Here is a 16,094-nt window from a genome sequence, read left to right on the forward strand (position 1 = left end):
CGTCCCGTGGGCGCGCAGGCGCCGGGGTGGGGTGGGGGGGGGGGGCCCGCCCCGCCCCCCCCCCCGCCCGGCCCCGCGGCGGGCCCCCCCCCCCCCCCCCCCCCCCCCCGCTCCGATGTGTGCCGGGGGGTGGGGCCGGGTAGGGTCGCGCCGGGCCGGCCGCACTCTCGGGTGGGATCGCTCTTCGGCCGCCGCGACACTTACAACCTGCTTATGGATCCATTACCTGGATGAGGGAGCGTCAGCCACCAGCGTCGGTGGGGTAGCCGGTCCAGCCAGGTTGGTGAGCGTGAGTCAGATGGGCAGCGGGGAGTTCAGGATCGACCTCCAGGAGGTCGAGGCGGCCGCGAGGAAGATCCGGAGCCTGGTCGCGGAACTCGAACCGCACACGGCCGAGGTCGAGGCCGCGGTGCAGGGGGTCTCCCGATCCGCGTACGGCACCGATCCGGTGGGCGCCGCCCTGCTGGGCGGCGGGTCCGGGGCCGGCGGTCTGGTCGAGCACCAGCAGCAGGCCGTCGAGGGCATCCGCCGCTACCTCCGGAACTCCGCCGCGATGGCGGACAATCTGCTGCTGATGTGCCGTCACTACCGCGAGGCCGACGACGGCCATGCCGCCGAGCTGCTGGGCATCCTCGGGGAGTCCGGCGGGCAGTCTCCGGGGGGCGAGGTTCCGGGTGGGCAAGTCCCGGACGGGCGGGTCCCAGGTGTTCAGGCTCTGCCGCTCGCGCAGCCCGCGCGGCCCGTGTCCGGGAATCCGGCGGTCTAGCCCGGTTCGGTGCCGATCGGCACGGCCTTCGCCTGCCCGTACCCTCCTCTGTCTCTCCATGGCCGGATGTCCCGGTTCACCCCAGAAAGTGACCAGTCATGATCGAGCTGCCCGCCGACCTGGCCGAGGTGCTCAAGACCGTCCAGAGCAGCCCCAACGGATCGGGCATCGCCTTCCCGGACGCCGACGAGGCCCGACTCGCCGAACTCGCCGCGGCCTGGGAGGCGTGGAACACCGCGGCCGACCCCCGGGTGCGGAGCATCGTGGCGAGCGCGCAGCAGGCGATGGCCCACATGTCCGGGGCGGCCGCCGACAACTTCCAGCAGTACCTGGAGAAGTACGCCGGCCGCGACGACGCCCACGCCGTCACCACGCTGGAGGCCGGACTGACCATGGCCCGGTGCCTGCGGGGAGCGGCGGAGACCGTCACCCAGGCGAAGACGGCGATGGTGCAGCAGCTCAGCTCCACCAAGGAGTACCTGGACGCCGGCCTGCCCGGCGCCCTGCCCGAGGTCGCGGCCCGGTCCGAGGGCGTGCGGAAGACCGCCGACTCCTGCAAGGAGTACGCCGGACAGGTCGGCGCCGATGTCGATTCGATGCTTCGTCAGAGTGCGGGCCAGGTCGAGCGTATGACGGGTGCCGGCAAGGTCTGCCTGCTCGGCGGGGTGGGCACGGCCTACTCGGCGACGGCCGCCGCCGGCGAGGACAGCCCGGTTGACGGCGCCGCGGGCGGGGCCTCGGCCGTCGCGGCCCGGCCCGTGCTCGCCGGGCTGGGTGGGCCCGGCACGTTGCGGTCCGAGTTCGCCTCGGCGGAGGTGCCCGGGGCTGCTGCCTGCCGGCCGGGCACCGGCGCTCCGCCCGGGCTGAACCTGGCGGGCTTCTCCGGTGCCGCCGGCGGTGTGGGGCCGGGCTCGGGAGTGCCGGGGCCGACCGCCGGAGGTGTCGGTGAGGCGCCCGGCGTCGGGGTGTCGGCCGCGGGCACTCCGGGAGCAGTTGCGGCCAGGGCGGGCGGCGGGGCGCACGGCGTCGGAGGGTCCGGTGGGCTTGGCGGGGGCCGGGCCCGGGCGGGTGTGCCGTCGTTCAGCGGGTCCGGGGCGTTCGGTGGTGCGTCCGGCGCGTCCGCGCTCGCCGGGGCCGCGGGCGCGGCGGCCCGGGCCGGGACGGTGGGGCAGGCGGCCGGTGCCGGCTCGACCCGGCAGAGCATGGCCGCCGGCGCGGGGACGGGGACGGGCGCGAAGGCCGGGCCGGGCATCGGTGCGGGCGCGGCCGGCCGTAGCGGCATGGGCGGCATGCCCGGCGGCGGACACGGGCCGGCCGGCATGGGCGGTTCGCACGGCAAGGGCAAGCGCGCAGGCGGGCGCGGCTCGGCCCGCTCCAACCGATTCGGCCAGGAAGTCCCCGAGGACGAGGACGAGATCCTCACCGACGCGGGCGTCCAGGGCCTGGCGGCGCAGGCACCCGCCGGCGACCGCGAGGCGCAGCGGGCGCGCCGGCGCTGGCTGGACGAGGCCCGTGCCGACGCGGCCGGCGGGCGGCACTGGACGGCCGATGCCGCGCCTGCGGCGGCGCAGGAGGAGCGGCCGCCCGCGGCGGGCAGTGACCTGCTCACCCAGCTGACGAGTGTGGTGCTCGGTCCCCAGGCGGCGGGGGCGGCGGGGGCGGCGGGGGCGGCTGGGGCGGCTGGGTCCTCGGGGGCGTCGGGGGGCGGGCCGGGAGGTGGTGAGCGGTCGGCGGAGGCCGCCTACCTGGCCCAGCTCCAGGCCTCGGCCGGCCGTGGTCGCGGCGAGCCCGAACCGGGCGTGGGCGCTGCGGCCTCGGCGAAGGCGCCCGGCGGTGCGGCGGAGTCAGGTCAGCGGGCCCCGATCCGGGAGGAGGGCGGCTACCAGGTGCCGAGCCCCACCCTGCGGGCGGCACTGGCGAAGCTGGCGGCCTCCGGCGAGCTGGACAAGCCGCTGCCGGCCCCGGCGCCAGGAGCGGGGTCGAGGCCGGCACCGGCGGCGGGGGACGCGCCCCGGTCGTGATCGGCCGTACGGAGAACAGGTAACGGGCGCCGTCGGCCGTAGGCCGCCACCCGCGCAATTCCCGCCCGCCGGTCGTCCGACCGGTCCGCGGCTCAAGTCGGTAGGGAAAGTCGAGTCATGGAAGATCAATTCCGTACGAAGGTGCATGAGTTCGGCCGGACGGGGACGCCGGTCCAGCCGCGGGGGCTGGACACGGCGACGGCGGTGGTCGGTGGGGGACCGGGGCCCGGGATGGCGACGTTGACCGAGGTTGCGGGTCCGCCGGGGCCCGGGATGGCGACGGCGGTGGTCGGCGGGACGGCGAGGGGTGCGGCCACCCCTGCGGCCCAGGCTGCGGCCCAGGCTGCGGCCGCTGCCGAGGCCGCGAGTGCGAAGGCCAACGCCGGGACGGGCTTCGAGGTCACCCCCGAGCAGTACCGGGCGGCCGTCTCCCCGATGCTCGCCGCCTCGGACCGGGTCTCCACCGCGTACCTCGCCCTTGACAGCTTCCTGACCAGCATGAACGCCACCCACCCCTGGGGCAACGATCACGCGGGGCACCAGTTCGCCGAGGGCGGGAAGGGCTACCTCGCGTACAGCGCCGGCACGCTCAAGGGCCTCAAGGGCCTCCCGGCCGCGCTGCGCCGGGTGGCGGACGGTCTGAAGCTGATGGCGGAGAACTACGAGACCACCGAGCGGCGCGTCGTGGGGACCCTCAAGGGCCGCAAGGAGGAGCTCGACACGTACCGTCCCATGAACCCGCTCCCGGCGGCGGACGCGCTGCCGCAGGCGCCCGTACCGGTGGCACCGACCCTGCCCGCCCCCCACGTCGGCCCGATCGTGCACACCGGCGGGAGGCGCTGACCGATGGCTACCGAGCTTCCCGAGTCCCTCCAGTGGGTCCTGCTGCTGCTGGCCGGTACGCGTTGGCCCGAGGCCGACGAGGACAACCTGCGGAGCATGGCCGAGCACTGGCGCACCATGGCCCAGACCCTCAAGGACGTCGAGGAGTCGGCCGACGCCGCCGTCAAGCGCGCGTTGGTCGGCCAGGTCGGCGTGGCGGCCACCGGACTGTCCCGGTACTGGGACAAGTTCACCGTCGGCAAGGGCGAGGCCGAGCCGGGCGTCCTCCCCGGCCTGGCCAAGGCCTGCGAGGGCATGGGCGACATGCTGGAGTCGATGGCCAACTCCGCCGAGACGGCGAAGATCCAGATCATCGCCCAGCTGGGCATTCTCGCGGTCGAGATCGCCACCGCCGAGGTGGAGGCGCCGTTCACCGCGGGCCTGTCGCTGGCCCAGATCCCGGTCATGGTCGGCATCAGCCGGACGGTCGTCCAGCAGATCCTGAAGAAGCTGGCCATGGAGGCGATGAAGTTCGCCGCCAAGCAGGCCGTCCAGATGGCGGCCATCAACCTGCTCGCGCAGAGCATCCAGGTCCTGGAGGGGCACCGCAAGGGCCTCGACCTGAAGGAGCTCGGCCAGAACGCGGCGGGCGGCGCCGTGGCGGGCGCCTCCGGCAACCTGCTGGGCAAGGGCATCGGCGCGGCCGGTTCCAAGCTGGGCGTCGGCAAGGCGCTGGGGACCGTCCCGGGCAAGATGGCTACCGGCGCGGCGGTCGGCGTGGGCGCGGACGTCATCACCCAGGCCGTCACCACCGGGACGGTGGACAGCCACAGCCTGCTCGGCTCCGGTCTCAGCGGAGCGAGCGCCGCCGGTCTGCACGCCGCGGGCGCCGCGGTCAACGAGCACTTCAAGGCACCGGTGGTGGACGTCCCGCACGGCGGGAGTCCGGGTGCCGGAGGCCCGGAGATCGCCGCCGGGGCGCACGGGCCGGAGCAGTCGCCGTCGGCGGCCTCGGGCAACTCGGCCGGCGCGGCCGGGGCGGAGGGCGGTGCGGGCACCGGTGGCAGCCGTGCAATGCCTGCGGCGTCCGAGCACGCGGCCGGGGCGGAGGCTCCTGCGGCGGCGGCCCATAACGCACCTGCGGGCGGTACGCACGAGGGCGTGCCCGCGGGCGGCGGTCAGCACCCGGCGGCGGGTGAGGGGACGGGCCCCGCTGCTGCGGGTGGTGCGCACGCGTCGGCGGCGGAGCCGGCCGGCGGCGCGGGTCATCCGGCGCAGCACGCGGCCTCGGGCGGCGGGGGCGCCGCACAGTCCCAGGCCCCGTCCCAGGCCCATCCGACGGCTCCGACGTCGGAGCACGGCGGTACGGGCAGTGGCTCGCCGGCGGCGGCTGCGGGCCACGGCGGTGAGGGCAGCACACCCGCGCATGCTCCGGCGGTTGCGGCGGACGGCGCGCCCCCCGCGCACGCCGGGGCCTCGCCTGGCCACGACGGTGGCACGCACACCCCGGTGGCGGAGGCGACGCCGTCGGGATCGCACGCGCCGGTGTCCGAGGGGACGCCTGCGCAGCATGCCGGCCCGGGCCCGTCGCACGAGGGCTCTCCGGCGCCCGTGGCGAACCACTCCTCGCTGCCGCCGCTCCACGAGGCCGCTGCGGTCAGCGCGCCGACGATCGCGGCGCACGAGACTCCCCTCCCGGCCGGTGGCGGCCACCACGGGGGCGATGTGCCGCAGTTGCACGTTCCGCAGGGGGAAGCCGTGCCGGTGCACCCGACTGCCGAAGGTGTGCCGCCGGTTCATCATGTGGCCGACGTGCCGCAGTTGCACATGCCGGTGGCGGAGGCGGCGCCGGTTCATCCGGTGGCGGAGGTTGCCCCGCCGGTTCATCATGTGGCCGACGTACCGCAGTTGCATGTGCCGGTGGCGGAGCCTGGCCCGATTCGTCCGGTGGCGGAGGTTGCTCCGTCGGCCCGTCATGTGGCCGACGTGCCGCCGCTGCATGTGCCGCAGACGGAGGTCACGGCACTTGCCGCTCCGGAGGCGCCGGTCCGCCCGGTCGGGTCCGGGGCCGACGAGATCCGGCTCGCGAGTCCGGCCGAGAGCTCGTCCTCCGGTGCGGGCCGTCCGGTGGGCGGTATGCCGGACATTCACGCGACGCCGGTGCTGCCCGGCAGTACTACCGCGCCCGTCGCGAGTGCGTCGGCGTCGGCGGCTGCACATCCCACCGCGCAGCCGGGCCGGCCGAGCACTCATGCCCTGCAGTCCCTGGAGGGGTTCAGTACAGGCCCCGTCCACGCGGAGCCGGCGCGCCTTCCGGGGGTCCGCACCGAGCCGGCGCCCGGTCGGGGCGAGGCGGCAAGGCCGGGCCGCTCCCTGCACGAGCATCCGACGGGGATGACTGCGCTGGCCTTCCCGCTTCAGTCGTCCGCGACGCAGAAGGCGCTTCACAAGGTGCGCACGCTGCTGAAGCCGACCGCTGTGCCGGAGGGCATGAAGAACCTCCTGACATATTCCCTGCCGCACCCGAGCTCCGGGGGCAAGTACCTGCACCCGCAGACCCACACGCTGGTACCCGTCCCGGCGATGCATTTCAACAAGCGTACGAACACGCTGAAGACCCATCTCGACCCGACAACGCTCAACGACCTCGCGCCGTCGGCGTTCGGCGAGATCAGGAACCTGGCGGCCGAGCCCGTTGCACGCTGGGCCCCTGAGAAGCTGGTTGCGAAGACTCAGGAGCGGGTCGAGGCGATGGCACGCATGGACTACCGGACGGCCGACTACTGGGCGGCCCAGGACGCCCGTCGTGACCTGCTCGACTCCATGGTGGTGGCCAACACCCAGCGCAGGCCCGCAGGGCTGTCCGAGGAGGCCGTGGCCCACGTGGACTCGGTGCTGAGGGACGCTCCGGACGCCATCGCCGCCACTCGCCGGATTCTTCGGGACCACCCGGGGATCGTCCTGGGCGAGAAGCACGGGGAACCGCAGAGCTTCGACTTCCTGAAGAACAACATGGCTGCCCTCCGGCAGGAGGGGGTCAGCACCGTCTACCTGGAAGCGCTGCGCGGTGACTCCTTCCAGTCGCACGTGGACACCCATATGCGGACTCCGGTGGGGGCGGAGATGCCGCCGCTGCTGGACGCGATGGTCTCGCGCTACGAGGCCAAGCACGGCGAGGGCCTGCGGGCGACGATCGAGGCCGCCAAGGCCGAAGGAGTCGGAATCCGGGCGGTCGACGGGCACCCCGCCCGCCGCGAGGGCGATGGACCCTGGACGCTCTACGACCGTGCCGCGCGGTTCAACACCTACGTGGCCGACGCTGTCGGACTGGGTCAGGCCGGGTCCGACGGGAAGTTCGTGCTGCTGGTCGGCAGGGCGCACGTCGGCCTGCATGATGCCCCCACCATGCCCGATCCGGCTAACCCGAACCAGGTCATAACCTCGCCCCTCGAGCACAGGATTCACTCCGAGCTGCCGGCACCCGGACTCTCCCAGTTGCTGAACGCTCCCGGGCTGGAGGTGAAGAACACGCCCGACGGCGAGCATTCCCTGCACCGGGTGTAGCCGGGGCAGGCGCCGGTCGGCGTCGGCCGGTAGCGCTACCTCCCGCCCGACGCCGGACGGCTGACCGATTCCTCTCTCCACCCCTGACCGCCCGGTCGCGCGCGTCCCCACGCCGCGCGCGACCGGGCTCCGGCCCCCGGCCGCGTACACCCTCCCCCGGGCGCGGCCGGGGACCGACCCGTCCGCTCGGCTCCCCCGCGGGCGAGCGTGGGCCGAGACCCGCCGAGGCCGGGCGCCGTCGGCCGGCGGGCTCGGCACTCCTCGTCCGCGGGGCCCAGGATCTGCTCCAGCGGGCAGGTGGCAAGCAGCAGGCCGGTCAGGCGGGGCGGTGTCGGCGCGGGCGCCGGGGCCGGGCCCCTGCCGGGGGCGCCCTTATGGGGCGCCTACTCGACGGGCGCATACGATCACTGTTCATGAAGCTCGCAGGAGCATGGCGCCGCTGGCGCGCAACGTCCACGCCCCGAAGACTGGCGGCGGCCGTCCTCGCGCTGGCGGTACTCGCCGGGGCGGGCACCTGGACGGCGGTCGCCACCGGCGGTGAGCAGCCGGTCCGCGAGGAGAACCGGTTCCTGTCGATGCCCGAGACCCCGGGCAGCGAGCAGCGGATCGATCTCGACACCGCCTTCTTCACCACCGGATCGAGCCCGCGCCCCGCGATCCTGCTCGCGCACGGTTTCGGCGGCAGCAAGGAGGGCGAGCGGGAGCGGGCCGAGCAGCTGGCCCGCTCCGGGTACGCGGTGCTCACCTGGTCCGCGCGCGGCTTCGGCCACTCCGGCGGCAGGATCGGCCTCAACGCGCCCGACCGCGAGGTCGAGGACGTCAGGCACCTGGTCGACTGGCTCGCCCAGCGCCCCGAGGTCCGCCTGGACGGCCCGAACGACCCCAGGGTCGGCATCACCGGCGCCTCGTACGGCGGTGCGATCGCGCTGCTCGGCTCGGCGTACGACCACCGGATCGACGTTGTGGCCGGCCAGATCACCTGGTGGAACCTGGCGGACGCGCTCTTCCCACAGGGTGTGCGGGGCGGTACGGCGGCGGACGGGGTGTTCAAGAAGCTCTGGGCCGGCATCTTCTTCACCACCGGCTCGGCCGGCGCCCTCGGCCCGGCAGGCGAACCGACGAGGCCGAGCGGCGCGCCGACGGGCGGCGACCGGCCGCAGGACGGCCCGGTGGGCTGCGGGCGGTTCACCGACGAACTCTGCGCGATGTACGACCGGGTCGCCACCGCGGGCCACGCCGACGCCGACGCCGTCGCGCTGCTGGAACGCTCCAGCCCCTCCTCCGTCGCCGGGCAGCTCAAGGCGCCGACCCTGGTCGTCCAGGGCCAGCAGGACTCGCTCTTCCCGCTCGACCAGGGCGACGCCATCGCCAGGGCCGTCGCCGCGAACGGCGCACCGGTGAGCATGGACTGGTTCGCGGGCGGCCACGACGGCGGCACCGACACCAGCGCGCGGGTCGACGCCCGCGTCACCGGCTGGTTCGACCACTACCTGCGGGACGCGGGCAACGACACCGGCCCCGCGTTCCGGGTGACCCGCACCGGCGGCGTCGACTCCACCGGCTTCCAGGCCGTGCTGCGCGGTGCCTCCGCACAGATGTACCCGGGCCTGGCCGGCACCGGCGCCCGGGGCGTGGCGCTCTCCGGCGCCGAGCAGAGCTTCGCCAACCCGCCCGGTGGCGCCCCGCCGAACATCTCCACCGTGCCCGGCGTCGGCGCGCTCGCCCAGGCCGCCTCACTCGGCGGCGGGCTCTCGCTGGACTTCCCCGGCCAGAATGCGGCCTTCGACTCCGCCCCGCTGGACACCGCCCTGCACCTGACCGGGCAGCCCTCCGTGCCCGTCCGGGTCCGGGCCGACCGGCCCGAGGCCGTGCTCTTCGCCAAGCTCTACGACCTCGGCCCGGACGGCAGGCAGAGCCTGCCGCAGCAGCTGGTCGCCCCGCTGCGGGTGACCGGCGCCGAGGCGCCCGGCGGACGGACGGTCGAGGTCGTGCTGCCGGCCGTGGACCACACCTTCGCCGCCGGGCACCGGCTGCGCCTGGTGCTGGCCAGTACCGACCTCGCGTACGCGTCCCCGGCCGAGCCGGCCACCTACCGGGTGGCCGTCGCGGGCGGGCTCACCGTGCCGACGGTCGACGCCCTGGTGACCGAGGCCGCGCCGCTGCCCTCGCGGACCTGGCTGCTGCCGCTGATCGCCCTCGCCGTGGCCGCCGCGCTGTTGCTCGGCGGGCGCGTGCGGCGCGGGGCGGCGTCCGGCAGGCAGCACCGCGCCCCCGACCCGGCGCTGGCCGGCGTCCCGCTCCAGATCACCGGCCTGAGCAAGCGCTACCGGGGCGCCACCGACCGGTACGCCGTCCGGGACCTCGGCTTCCGGGTGGAGCAAGGCCAGGTGCTCGGGCTGCTCGGCCCCAACGGCGCCGGCAAGACCACCACGCTGCGGATGCTGATGGGCCTGATCCGGCCCGACGAGGGCGAGATCCGGATCTTCGGCCACGCGGTACGGCCCGGCGCGCCGGTGCTCTCCCGGGTCGGCTCCTTCGTCGAGGGCGCCGGCTTCCTGCCGCACCTGACCGGCCGGGCCAACCTGCGGCTGTACTGGCAGGCCACCGGCCGCCCCACCGAGGACGCCCACCTGGAGGAGGCGCTCGCCATCGCCGACCTGGGCGAGGCGCTGGACCGCGCCGTGCGGACGTACTCCCAGGGGATGCGCCAGCGCCTGGCCATCGCTCAGGCCATGCTCGGCCTGCCGGACCTGCTGATCCTCGACGAGCCGACCAACGGGCTCGACCCGCCGCAGATCCGCGAGATGCGCGAGGTGATGATCCGCTACGCGGCCGCCGGACGGACCGTCATCGTCTCCAGCCACCTGCTGTCCGAGGTCGAGCAGTCCTGCACCCACCTGGTGGTGATGCACCGCGGCCGGCTGGTCAGCGTGGGCGCCGTCGACGAGATCGTCGGCGAGGGGGACCTGCTGCTGGTCGGCACCCCCGCCGGGTACGGCCCGGACGAGCTGGCGGTGGCCGCCGACAAGGCGGCCGCGCTGGTGGGCGTCGGCTCGGCGCAGGCCGTGGACGGCGGGGTGCTGGTCCGGCTGGACGGGATGACGGCCGGGCAGCTGATCGCCGAACTGGTGCGCCTCGGCGTGCCCGTGGAGCGTGCCGGGCCGCACCGCCGGCTGGAGGACGCCTTCCTGTCCCTGATCGGGGGCCCGGCATGACGCCCGGGCCACCGATCCCGTGCCCGTGTGCGGCCGCGCACGTGCGCCCGTATCCGCGAGCGGCCGCCCGCCGCAGCCCGACCGGAGGTCACCCGTGAGCACCCCCGAAGCGCCCGGCGCCGCCCCGGACCACGCCGCCCCGGACCACGCCGCCGGGTACCGGCCGGGCCGGACCCTGCCGCTGCGGATCGAGGCCATGCGCCAGCTGCGCAGGCGCCGGACGATGGTGATCGGCGGGGTGCTGGCGGCGCTGCCGTTCGTCATCCTGCTGGCGTTCAAGATCGGCGGGACACCCGGCCGCGCGGACCGGACCACCTTCATCGAGCTGGCCACCGCGTCGGGCCCCAACTTCGCCGTCACCATGCTGTTCATGGGCACCGGGTTCCTGCTGGTGATCCCGGTCGCGCTGTTCTGCGGCGACACGGTGGCGTCCGAGGCGAGCTGGTCCTCGCTGCGCTACCTGCTGGCGGCGCCGGTGCCCCGGGCCCGGCTGCTGGCCCGCAAGTTCGCTGTCGGGCTGGCCTTCTCGGGCGCGGCCATCCTGCTGCTCCCGGCGATCGGGCTGGTGGTCGGCACGGCGGCGTACGGCTGGGGTGACCTCAGGTTGCCCGCGGGCGCCGGCCTGCCCGCCGCCGAGGCGCTGCCCCGGATCGCGATCGCGGTGGCGTTCGTCTTCCTCGCCGAACTCGTCATCGCCGCACTGGCGTTCTGGCTCTCCACGGCCACCGACGCGCCGCTCGGTGCGGTCGGCGGCGCGGTGTTCGTCTCCATCATCACCGGCGTCCTGGACGCCGTCACCGCGCTCGGTGACCTGCGCGAGTGGCTCCCCGCGCACTGGCAGTACGCCTGGGCGGACGCCCTCCAGCCCCAGTTGGAGTGGGGCGGCATGCTCCAGGGCGTCTCGCTGTCGCTCTCGTACGCGGTGGTGCTGCTGGCGCTGGCGTTCCGCGGCTTCGCCCGCAAGGACGTGGTGTCCTGACGGGCGGCCGGGCCCGCGGTGCGCGTCCTGGCCGAGGACGGGCACCCCGGGCCCGGCGGGGTCGCCGCACCGGGGTCGGTGCGGCCGGGTCACCGCACCCGGTTCACTTCACCGGGGAGTAGACCCGCTCCAGGGACTGGGTGCCCGAGCGGGTGCGGTAGGAACGGGCCCACTTGGTGGTGGCGTCCTTCCTGGTGCGGTCGGAGAGGACGTAGTAGTCCATCTGGACCGCGTCCTTGGTGACGTCCAGGACCCCGTAGCCGTGCGAGTCCAGGTCGATCCACTTCACGTGCCGGTTGGCGGCCTGGAGGGCGCCGGTGGCCAGCAGCGAGACGGTGTGCGGGGCGACGTGCAGGATGTCGTCGATGTTGTCCGAGGTCACCGAGGTGACCACGAACTCCGTCGCCACGCTGGCGGAGGCGGGGTAGGTGGCCGCCTCCTCGGGCACGTCGCTCGCCCACGCGGAGTGGATGTCACCGGTCAGGAAGACGGTGTTGCGGATGCCCTGCGACTTGAGGTGGCCGAGCAGTTCGCGCCGGTCGTGGGTGTAGCCGTCCCACTGGTCGGTGTTGACGGCCAGGCCCTCGCCCGGCAGGCCGAGCAGCTTGGCCAGCGGGCGCAGCAGGTAGTCCGGGAGGGAGAAGAAGGCGACCGGCGAGATCATCACCGAGTTGCCGACCAGCCGCCAGGTGGTGTCCGAGGCGGAGAGGCCGGCCTTCAGCCAGTCCAGCTGGGCGCGGCCGGTGATGGTGCGGTCGGCCGAGTCGACGCTGCCGTCGCCGACCTTGACCTGCGCGGAGCGGAACGAGCGCAGGTCGAGCAGGTTGATGTCGGCCAGCTTGCCGTAGCGCAGGCGGCGGTAGGTGGTGCCGGCGATCGAGGGGCGGACCGGCATCCACTCGAAGTAGGCCTTCTTGGCGGCGGCGACGCGGTCGGCCCAGTCGCCCTCGGTGCCCGGGGTGTGGTTCTCGGCACCGACCGAGGAGGCGTCGTTGGCGAACTCGTGGTCGTCCCAGATCGCGATCACCGGGATGATCGCGTGCAGGCCCTGGAGGTCCTGGTCGGTCTTGTAACGGCCGTGCCTGGCACGGTAGTCGGCGAGGTTCAGGATCTCGTGGGCCGGCTCGTGCGCGCGCACCACCTTGCCGGCGGCGCAGAACTCGCCGCTCTTGTACTCGTAGATGTAGTCGCCGAGGAACAGGAACACGTCCAGGTCGCCGCGCGCCGCCAGGTGCCGGTACGCGGAGAAGTAGCCCGCCTCCCAGTTGGCGCAGGAGGCGACGCCCAGGCGCAGCCGGTCCAGCCCCGCGTCGTACGCGGGGGTGGTGCGGGTGCGGCCGACGGGCGAGGTGACGCCGCCGGCGGTGAAGCGGTACCAGTACGTGGTGTCGGCTCTCAGGCCGCGGGCGTCCACCTTGACGGTGTGGTCGCCGGAGGCGGAGGCGACGACCGAGCCGGCGGCGGCCACCGCGGTGAAGGCGCGGTCGGTGGCGAGCTCCCAGCGGACCTCGGTGTCCGGGCCGAGGCCGGAGCCGGGTACGGCGTCGGGGGTCGGGGTGAGGCGGGTCCAGAGCACGATGCCGTCGGGCAGCGGGTCGCCGGAGGCGACGCCGTGCAGGAAGGCGGGGGCGGCGGGCCCGGTGTCGGCGAGGGCGCGGTCGCTGAGGGCCAGCGGGAGGGCGGCGGCGCCGGCGGCGATCGCGGTGGCCTTGAGCACCTGGCGGCGGTGCGGGCGGCCTTCGAGGGACGGCGTGGTCTTGGCAAGTATGGGGTCGGTCACGGCGGATAGGCTACCGGCCGGTAATGCGCTGTTCCATACTCGGGACTGACTGTTCGTCCGCTCTTCATCGGGTCTTGGGGGTCGGCACCGGTGCGCGGGCGGTGCGCCACCCGGCGGCCATGCGGGATCATGGAGGGGTACCGGCGCCGTCCCGGGCCGGTCCGGGCAGGCCCGGTGGCTGCCCCGCCCCGGCCGAAGCCCGGCCCTGCCCAGTCCCGCCCCCGTCCGCGAAGGAAGCCAGTCGTGGCCCAGATCGTCCTCTTCCACTCCGCCTACGGCCTGCGCCCCGCCGTCCACGCCGCCGCCGAGCGGCTGCGCGCCGCCGGCCACCAGGTCACCACCCCCGACCTGTACGACGGGCGCACCTTCGACACCGTCGAGGAGGGCATGGCGTACAAGGACGAGATCACCCAGGACGAGCTGCTGCGCCGCGCGATCAGCGCCGTCGCGCCGCTGCTCACCCCCGCCGCCGGCGCCACCGCGCCCGCCGACGGCCTGGTGTACGCGGGCTTCTCGCTCGGTGGCGCCCTCGCCCAGAACCTCGCGCTGGCCGACGAGCACGCCAAGGGCCTGCTGCTCCTGCACGGCACCTCCGACATCCGCGACGACGCCGCGACCGGGATCCCCGTCCAGCTGCACGTCGCCGAGCCCGACCCGTTCGAGCCGGAGGACTGGCTGAACGCCTGGTACCTGCGGATGCGCAAGGCCGGCGCCGACGTCGAGGTCCACCGCTACCGCGGCGCGGGTCACGTCTTCACCGACCCCGACCTGCCGGACCACGACGCCGAGGCCGCCGAGCGGACCTGGGCCGTCGCGCTGGACTTCCTGGCCGAGCTGGACGGCTGACGGCCCGTGGCCGGCGCCTCGGACCGCTACGCGGCCACGCCGCTGCCCCGGAAGCTGGGCATCAGGGCGGGCAGTGCGCTGCTGCTGGTCGGCGCGCCGCCGGGCTTCGCCGTCCCCGGTCTGCCGGACGGTGTCGTCCTGCTGCCCGCCGCCGACCCGGCCGCGCCCTTCGACACCGCCCTCTGGTTCCCGCCGGACCTCGCCGGGTACGAGGCCGGGCTGCCCGCCCTGCGCGCGGCGATGGCCCCGGCGGCCGGCCTCTGGGTCGCCTGGCGCAAGCGCTCCGCCGGTGGCACCGGCGACCTGGACGGCAACGTGATCCGTGAGGTGGCGCTGCCGACCGGGCTGGTCGACAACAAGGTCTGCGCGATCGACGAGCGCTGGTCGGGGCTGCGTCTGGTGGTGCGCCGCGACCTGCGGGGCGAGGCCGGGCGGGGCACGCCGGGACCGCCGTAGGGGCCGCCGGTCCTCGGGGGGCTTGCCGTTCGCACCGGATCCGGTCGTGCGTGGGACGGCCGACATTCCGGCGGCGGGGGCCACCGGGCCGTCCGCGCCCGCCCCTGCCCCGGCCGAGGCCGCGCCGCCCGGGTCCGAGGCCGCCGTCTTCGCCCCGCTGGAGCGCCGGGTGCTTCGGGTGCGCGGCCTGTCGGCCCGCGAGGAGCGGGCGGTCCGCCGGCCGGCCGGGTGGCCGACCGGCCGGGCCGGGTGACCGGACCACCGGCCCCGGCCATCCGTCCTGCGGTCAGAGCCCCGGGATGCGGCCGTTGCGGAAGAGGTCGACGAAGATCTGGTGGTCCTGGCGGGCCCGGGCGCCGTAGGCGTGGGCGAACTCGACCAGCATGGCCGTGAAGCCCTGCTCGTCGCGCCCGATCGCGGCGTCGATGGCCTGCTCGGTGGAGAACGGCACCAGGCTGTGGCCGCTGGCGGACTCGGCCGCGGCGGCGTGCATGGTGGCGGTGGCACGCCCGAGGTAGTCGATCACCGAGCGGAGGTCGGCCGGCTCGGTGAGGTCCGTCCAGTCCAGGTCGGTGGCGTACGGGGAGACCTCGGCGACCAGCTGGCCCCGGCCGCGCAGGGTGGCGTAGCCGAGCCAGGGGTCGCTGTGCGCCTGGAGCGCGCGCTGGGAGATGACCGTGCGGTGGCCCTCGTGCTCGAAGTAGCCGCGGATCGCCGGGTCGGTGACGTGCCGCGAGACGGCCGGCGTCTGGCCCTGCTTCATGTAGATGATGACGTCGTTCTCCAGGGCGTCGGTGTGCCCCTCCAGCAGCAGGTTGTACGAGGGCAGCCCGGCGCTGCCGATGCCGATGCCCCGCCGGCCGACCACGTCCTTGACCCGCAGCGCGTCGGGCCGGGTCCGGGATGCGGGCGGCAGGGTGGTCAGGTAGGCGTCGAAGGCGGCCAGCACCTCGGCCTTGGTGGCCTCGTCCAGCTCGATCGCGCCGCCGCCGGTGCGAAAGCGCCGCTCGTACCCGTCGATGACCGTCTCGTGGTCCAGCAGCTCGACCCGGGTCTGCAGCCTGGCTCGGCGCAGGGTGTCCAGGATCGGCCCGGTGGCGGTGTCCAGGGTGAAGGCGGCGGCCACGCCGTCGCGGGCGATATCGGCGATCTGGCCGCGGTAGGCGGCGGCGAACACCTGGACCAGCTCGGTGATGGTGTCGTCGGACAGCGCCTTGGCGTAGCCGATCAGCGCGAGGCTGGCGGCCAGCCGCTGGACGTCCCAGCTGAACGCGCCGACGTACGCCTCGTCGAAGTCGTTGACGTTGAAGACCAGCCGGCCCTCGGAGTTCAGGTAGGTGCCGAAGTTCTCCGCGTGCAGGTCGCCGTGGATCCAGACCCGGCTGGTCCGCTCGTCCAGGAAGGCGGCGCCGTAGCCGTCGTAGGGGGCGGTGGTGAGGTCCGCGTAGTAGAGGCCGGCGGTGCCGCGGTAGAACGCGAAGGCGGAGGCGGCCATCTTGCGGAACTTCACCCGGAAGGCGGCCGGGTCCTGGGCCAGCAGCTCGCCGAAGGCGCCGTCGAAGACCCGCAGGATCGTCTCGGCGCGCTCCGGCTCGCGGTCGGCGGCGGTGAGCTGGTCGGTCATGTGGCGGGTTCCTTTACGGGC

General features: G+C 74.9%; 11 protein-coding genes. 9 read left to right on the forward strand and 2 right to left on the reverse strand.

What is annotated here, in order from left to right; genetic code table 11:
• Positions 1 to 283 precede the first annotated feature (283 nt).
• The 6 genes from ACIBH3_RS20435 to ACIBH3_RS20460 all read left to right on the forward strand — a co-directional run bounded on the left by ACIBH3_RS20435 (position 284) and on the right by ACIBH3_RS20460 (position 11,367).
• Complete coding sequence (locus tag ACIBH3_RS20435) at positions 284 to 766, forward strand: hypothetical protein (RefSeq protein ID WP_396313427.1); 483 nt, start codon at positions 284 to 286, stop codon at positions 764 to 766.
• A 98-nt stretch (positions 767 to 864) separates the two neighbouring features.
• Positions 865 to 2,787 carry a hypothetical protein gene (locus ACIBH3_RS20440; RefSeq protein WP_396313428.1) on the forward strand — a complete coding sequence of 641 codons (1,923 nt, stop codon included), beginning with the start codon at positions 865 to 867 and terminating at the stop codon, positions 2,785 to 2,787.
• Between the two features lie 117 nt (positions 2,788 to 2,904).
• The gene (locus ACIBH3_RS20445) at positions 2,905 to 3,630 is read left to right on the forward strand and encodes a WXG100 family type VII secretion target (RefSeq protein ID WP_396313429.1); all 726 of its coding nucleotides are present in this window, start codon (positions 2,905 to 2,907) and stop codon (positions 3,628 to 3,630) included.
• A 3-nt stretch (positions 3,631 to 3,633) separates the two neighbouring features.
• A complete protein-coding gene (locus tag ACIBH3_RS20450) occupies positions 3,634 to 7,173 on the forward strand; it encodes a hypothetical protein (protein WP_396313430.1) in 3,540 nt (1,179 codons plus the stop codon).
• Between the two features lie 413 nt (positions 7,174 to 7,586).
• Positions 7,587 to 10,388 carry an alpha/beta fold hydrolase gene (locus tag ACIBH3_RS20455; RefSeq protein ID WP_396313431.1) on the forward strand — a complete coding sequence of 934 codons (2,802 nt, stop codon included), beginning with the start codon at positions 7,587 to 7,589 and terminating at the stop codon, positions 10,386 to 10,388.
• Between the two features lie 94 nt (positions 10,389 to 10,482).
• The gene (locus ACIBH3_RS20460; protein WP_396313432.1) at positions 10,483 to 11,367 is read left to right on the forward strand and encodes an ABC transporter permease; all 885 of its coding nucleotides are present in this window, start codon (positions 10,483 to 10,485) and stop codon (positions 11,365 to 11,367) included.
• A gap of 103 nt (positions 11,368 to 11,470) precedes the next feature.
• Here the strand turns inward: ACIBH3_RS20460 and ACIBH3_RS20465 are convergent, their stop codons facing one another.
• Positions 11,471 to 13,147, reverse strand: a complete 1,677-nt coding sequence (locus tag ACIBH3_RS20465) for an alkaline phosphatase D family protein (protein ID WP_396313433.1) — start codon at positions 13,145 to 13,147, stop codon at positions 11,471 to 11,473.
• Positions 13,148 to 13,390: 243 nt separating this feature from the next.
• Here ACIBH3_RS20465 and ACIBH3_RS20470 point away from each other — a divergent pair, with 243 nt between their 5' ends.
• Genes ACIBH3_RS20470 through ACIBH3_RS20480 form a run of 3 tightly spaced genes read left to right on the forward strand, consistent with a single transcriptional unit; the run spans position 13,391 to position 14,702 of the window.
• Positions 13,391 to 13,993, forward strand: coding sequence for a dienelactone hydrolase family protein (locus ACIBH3_RS20470; RefSeq protein ID WP_396313434.1), 603 nt, complete (start codon positions 13,391 to 13,393; stop codon positions 13,991 to 13,993).
• Between the two features lie 6 nt (positions 13,994 to 13,999).
• Positions 14,000 to 14,449 (forward strand): DUF3052 domain-containing protein, encoded by a 450-nt coding sequence (locus ACIBH3_RS20475; protein WP_396313435.1) that lies wholly within the window; start codon positions 14,000 to 14,002, stop codon positions 14,447 to 14,449.
• A gap of 46 nt (positions 14,450 to 14,495) precedes the next feature.
• Positions 14,496 to 14,702, forward strand: coding sequence for a hypothetical protein (locus ACIBH3_RS20480; RefSeq protein ID WP_396313436.1), 207 nt, complete (start codon positions 14,496 to 14,498; stop codon positions 14,700 to 14,702).
• A 33-nt stretch (positions 14,703 to 14,735) separates the two neighbouring features.
• Here the strand turns inward: ACIBH3_RS20480 and ACIBH3_RS20485 are convergent, their stop codons facing one another.
• Positions 14,736 to 16,073 carry a DUF2252 domain-containing protein gene (locus ACIBH3_RS20485; RefSeq protein WP_396313437.1) on the reverse strand — a complete coding sequence of 446 codons (1,338 nt, stop codon included), beginning with the start codon at positions 16,071 to 16,073 and terminating at the stop codon, positions 14,736 to 14,738.
• Positions 16,074 to 16,094: the final 21 nt, after the last annotated feature.

The organism is Kitasatospora sp. NPDC050543 (assembly GCF_044457565.1).
Taxonomy (GTDB): Bacteria; Actinomycetota; Actinomycetes; order Streptomycetales; family Streptomycetaceae; genus Kitasatospora.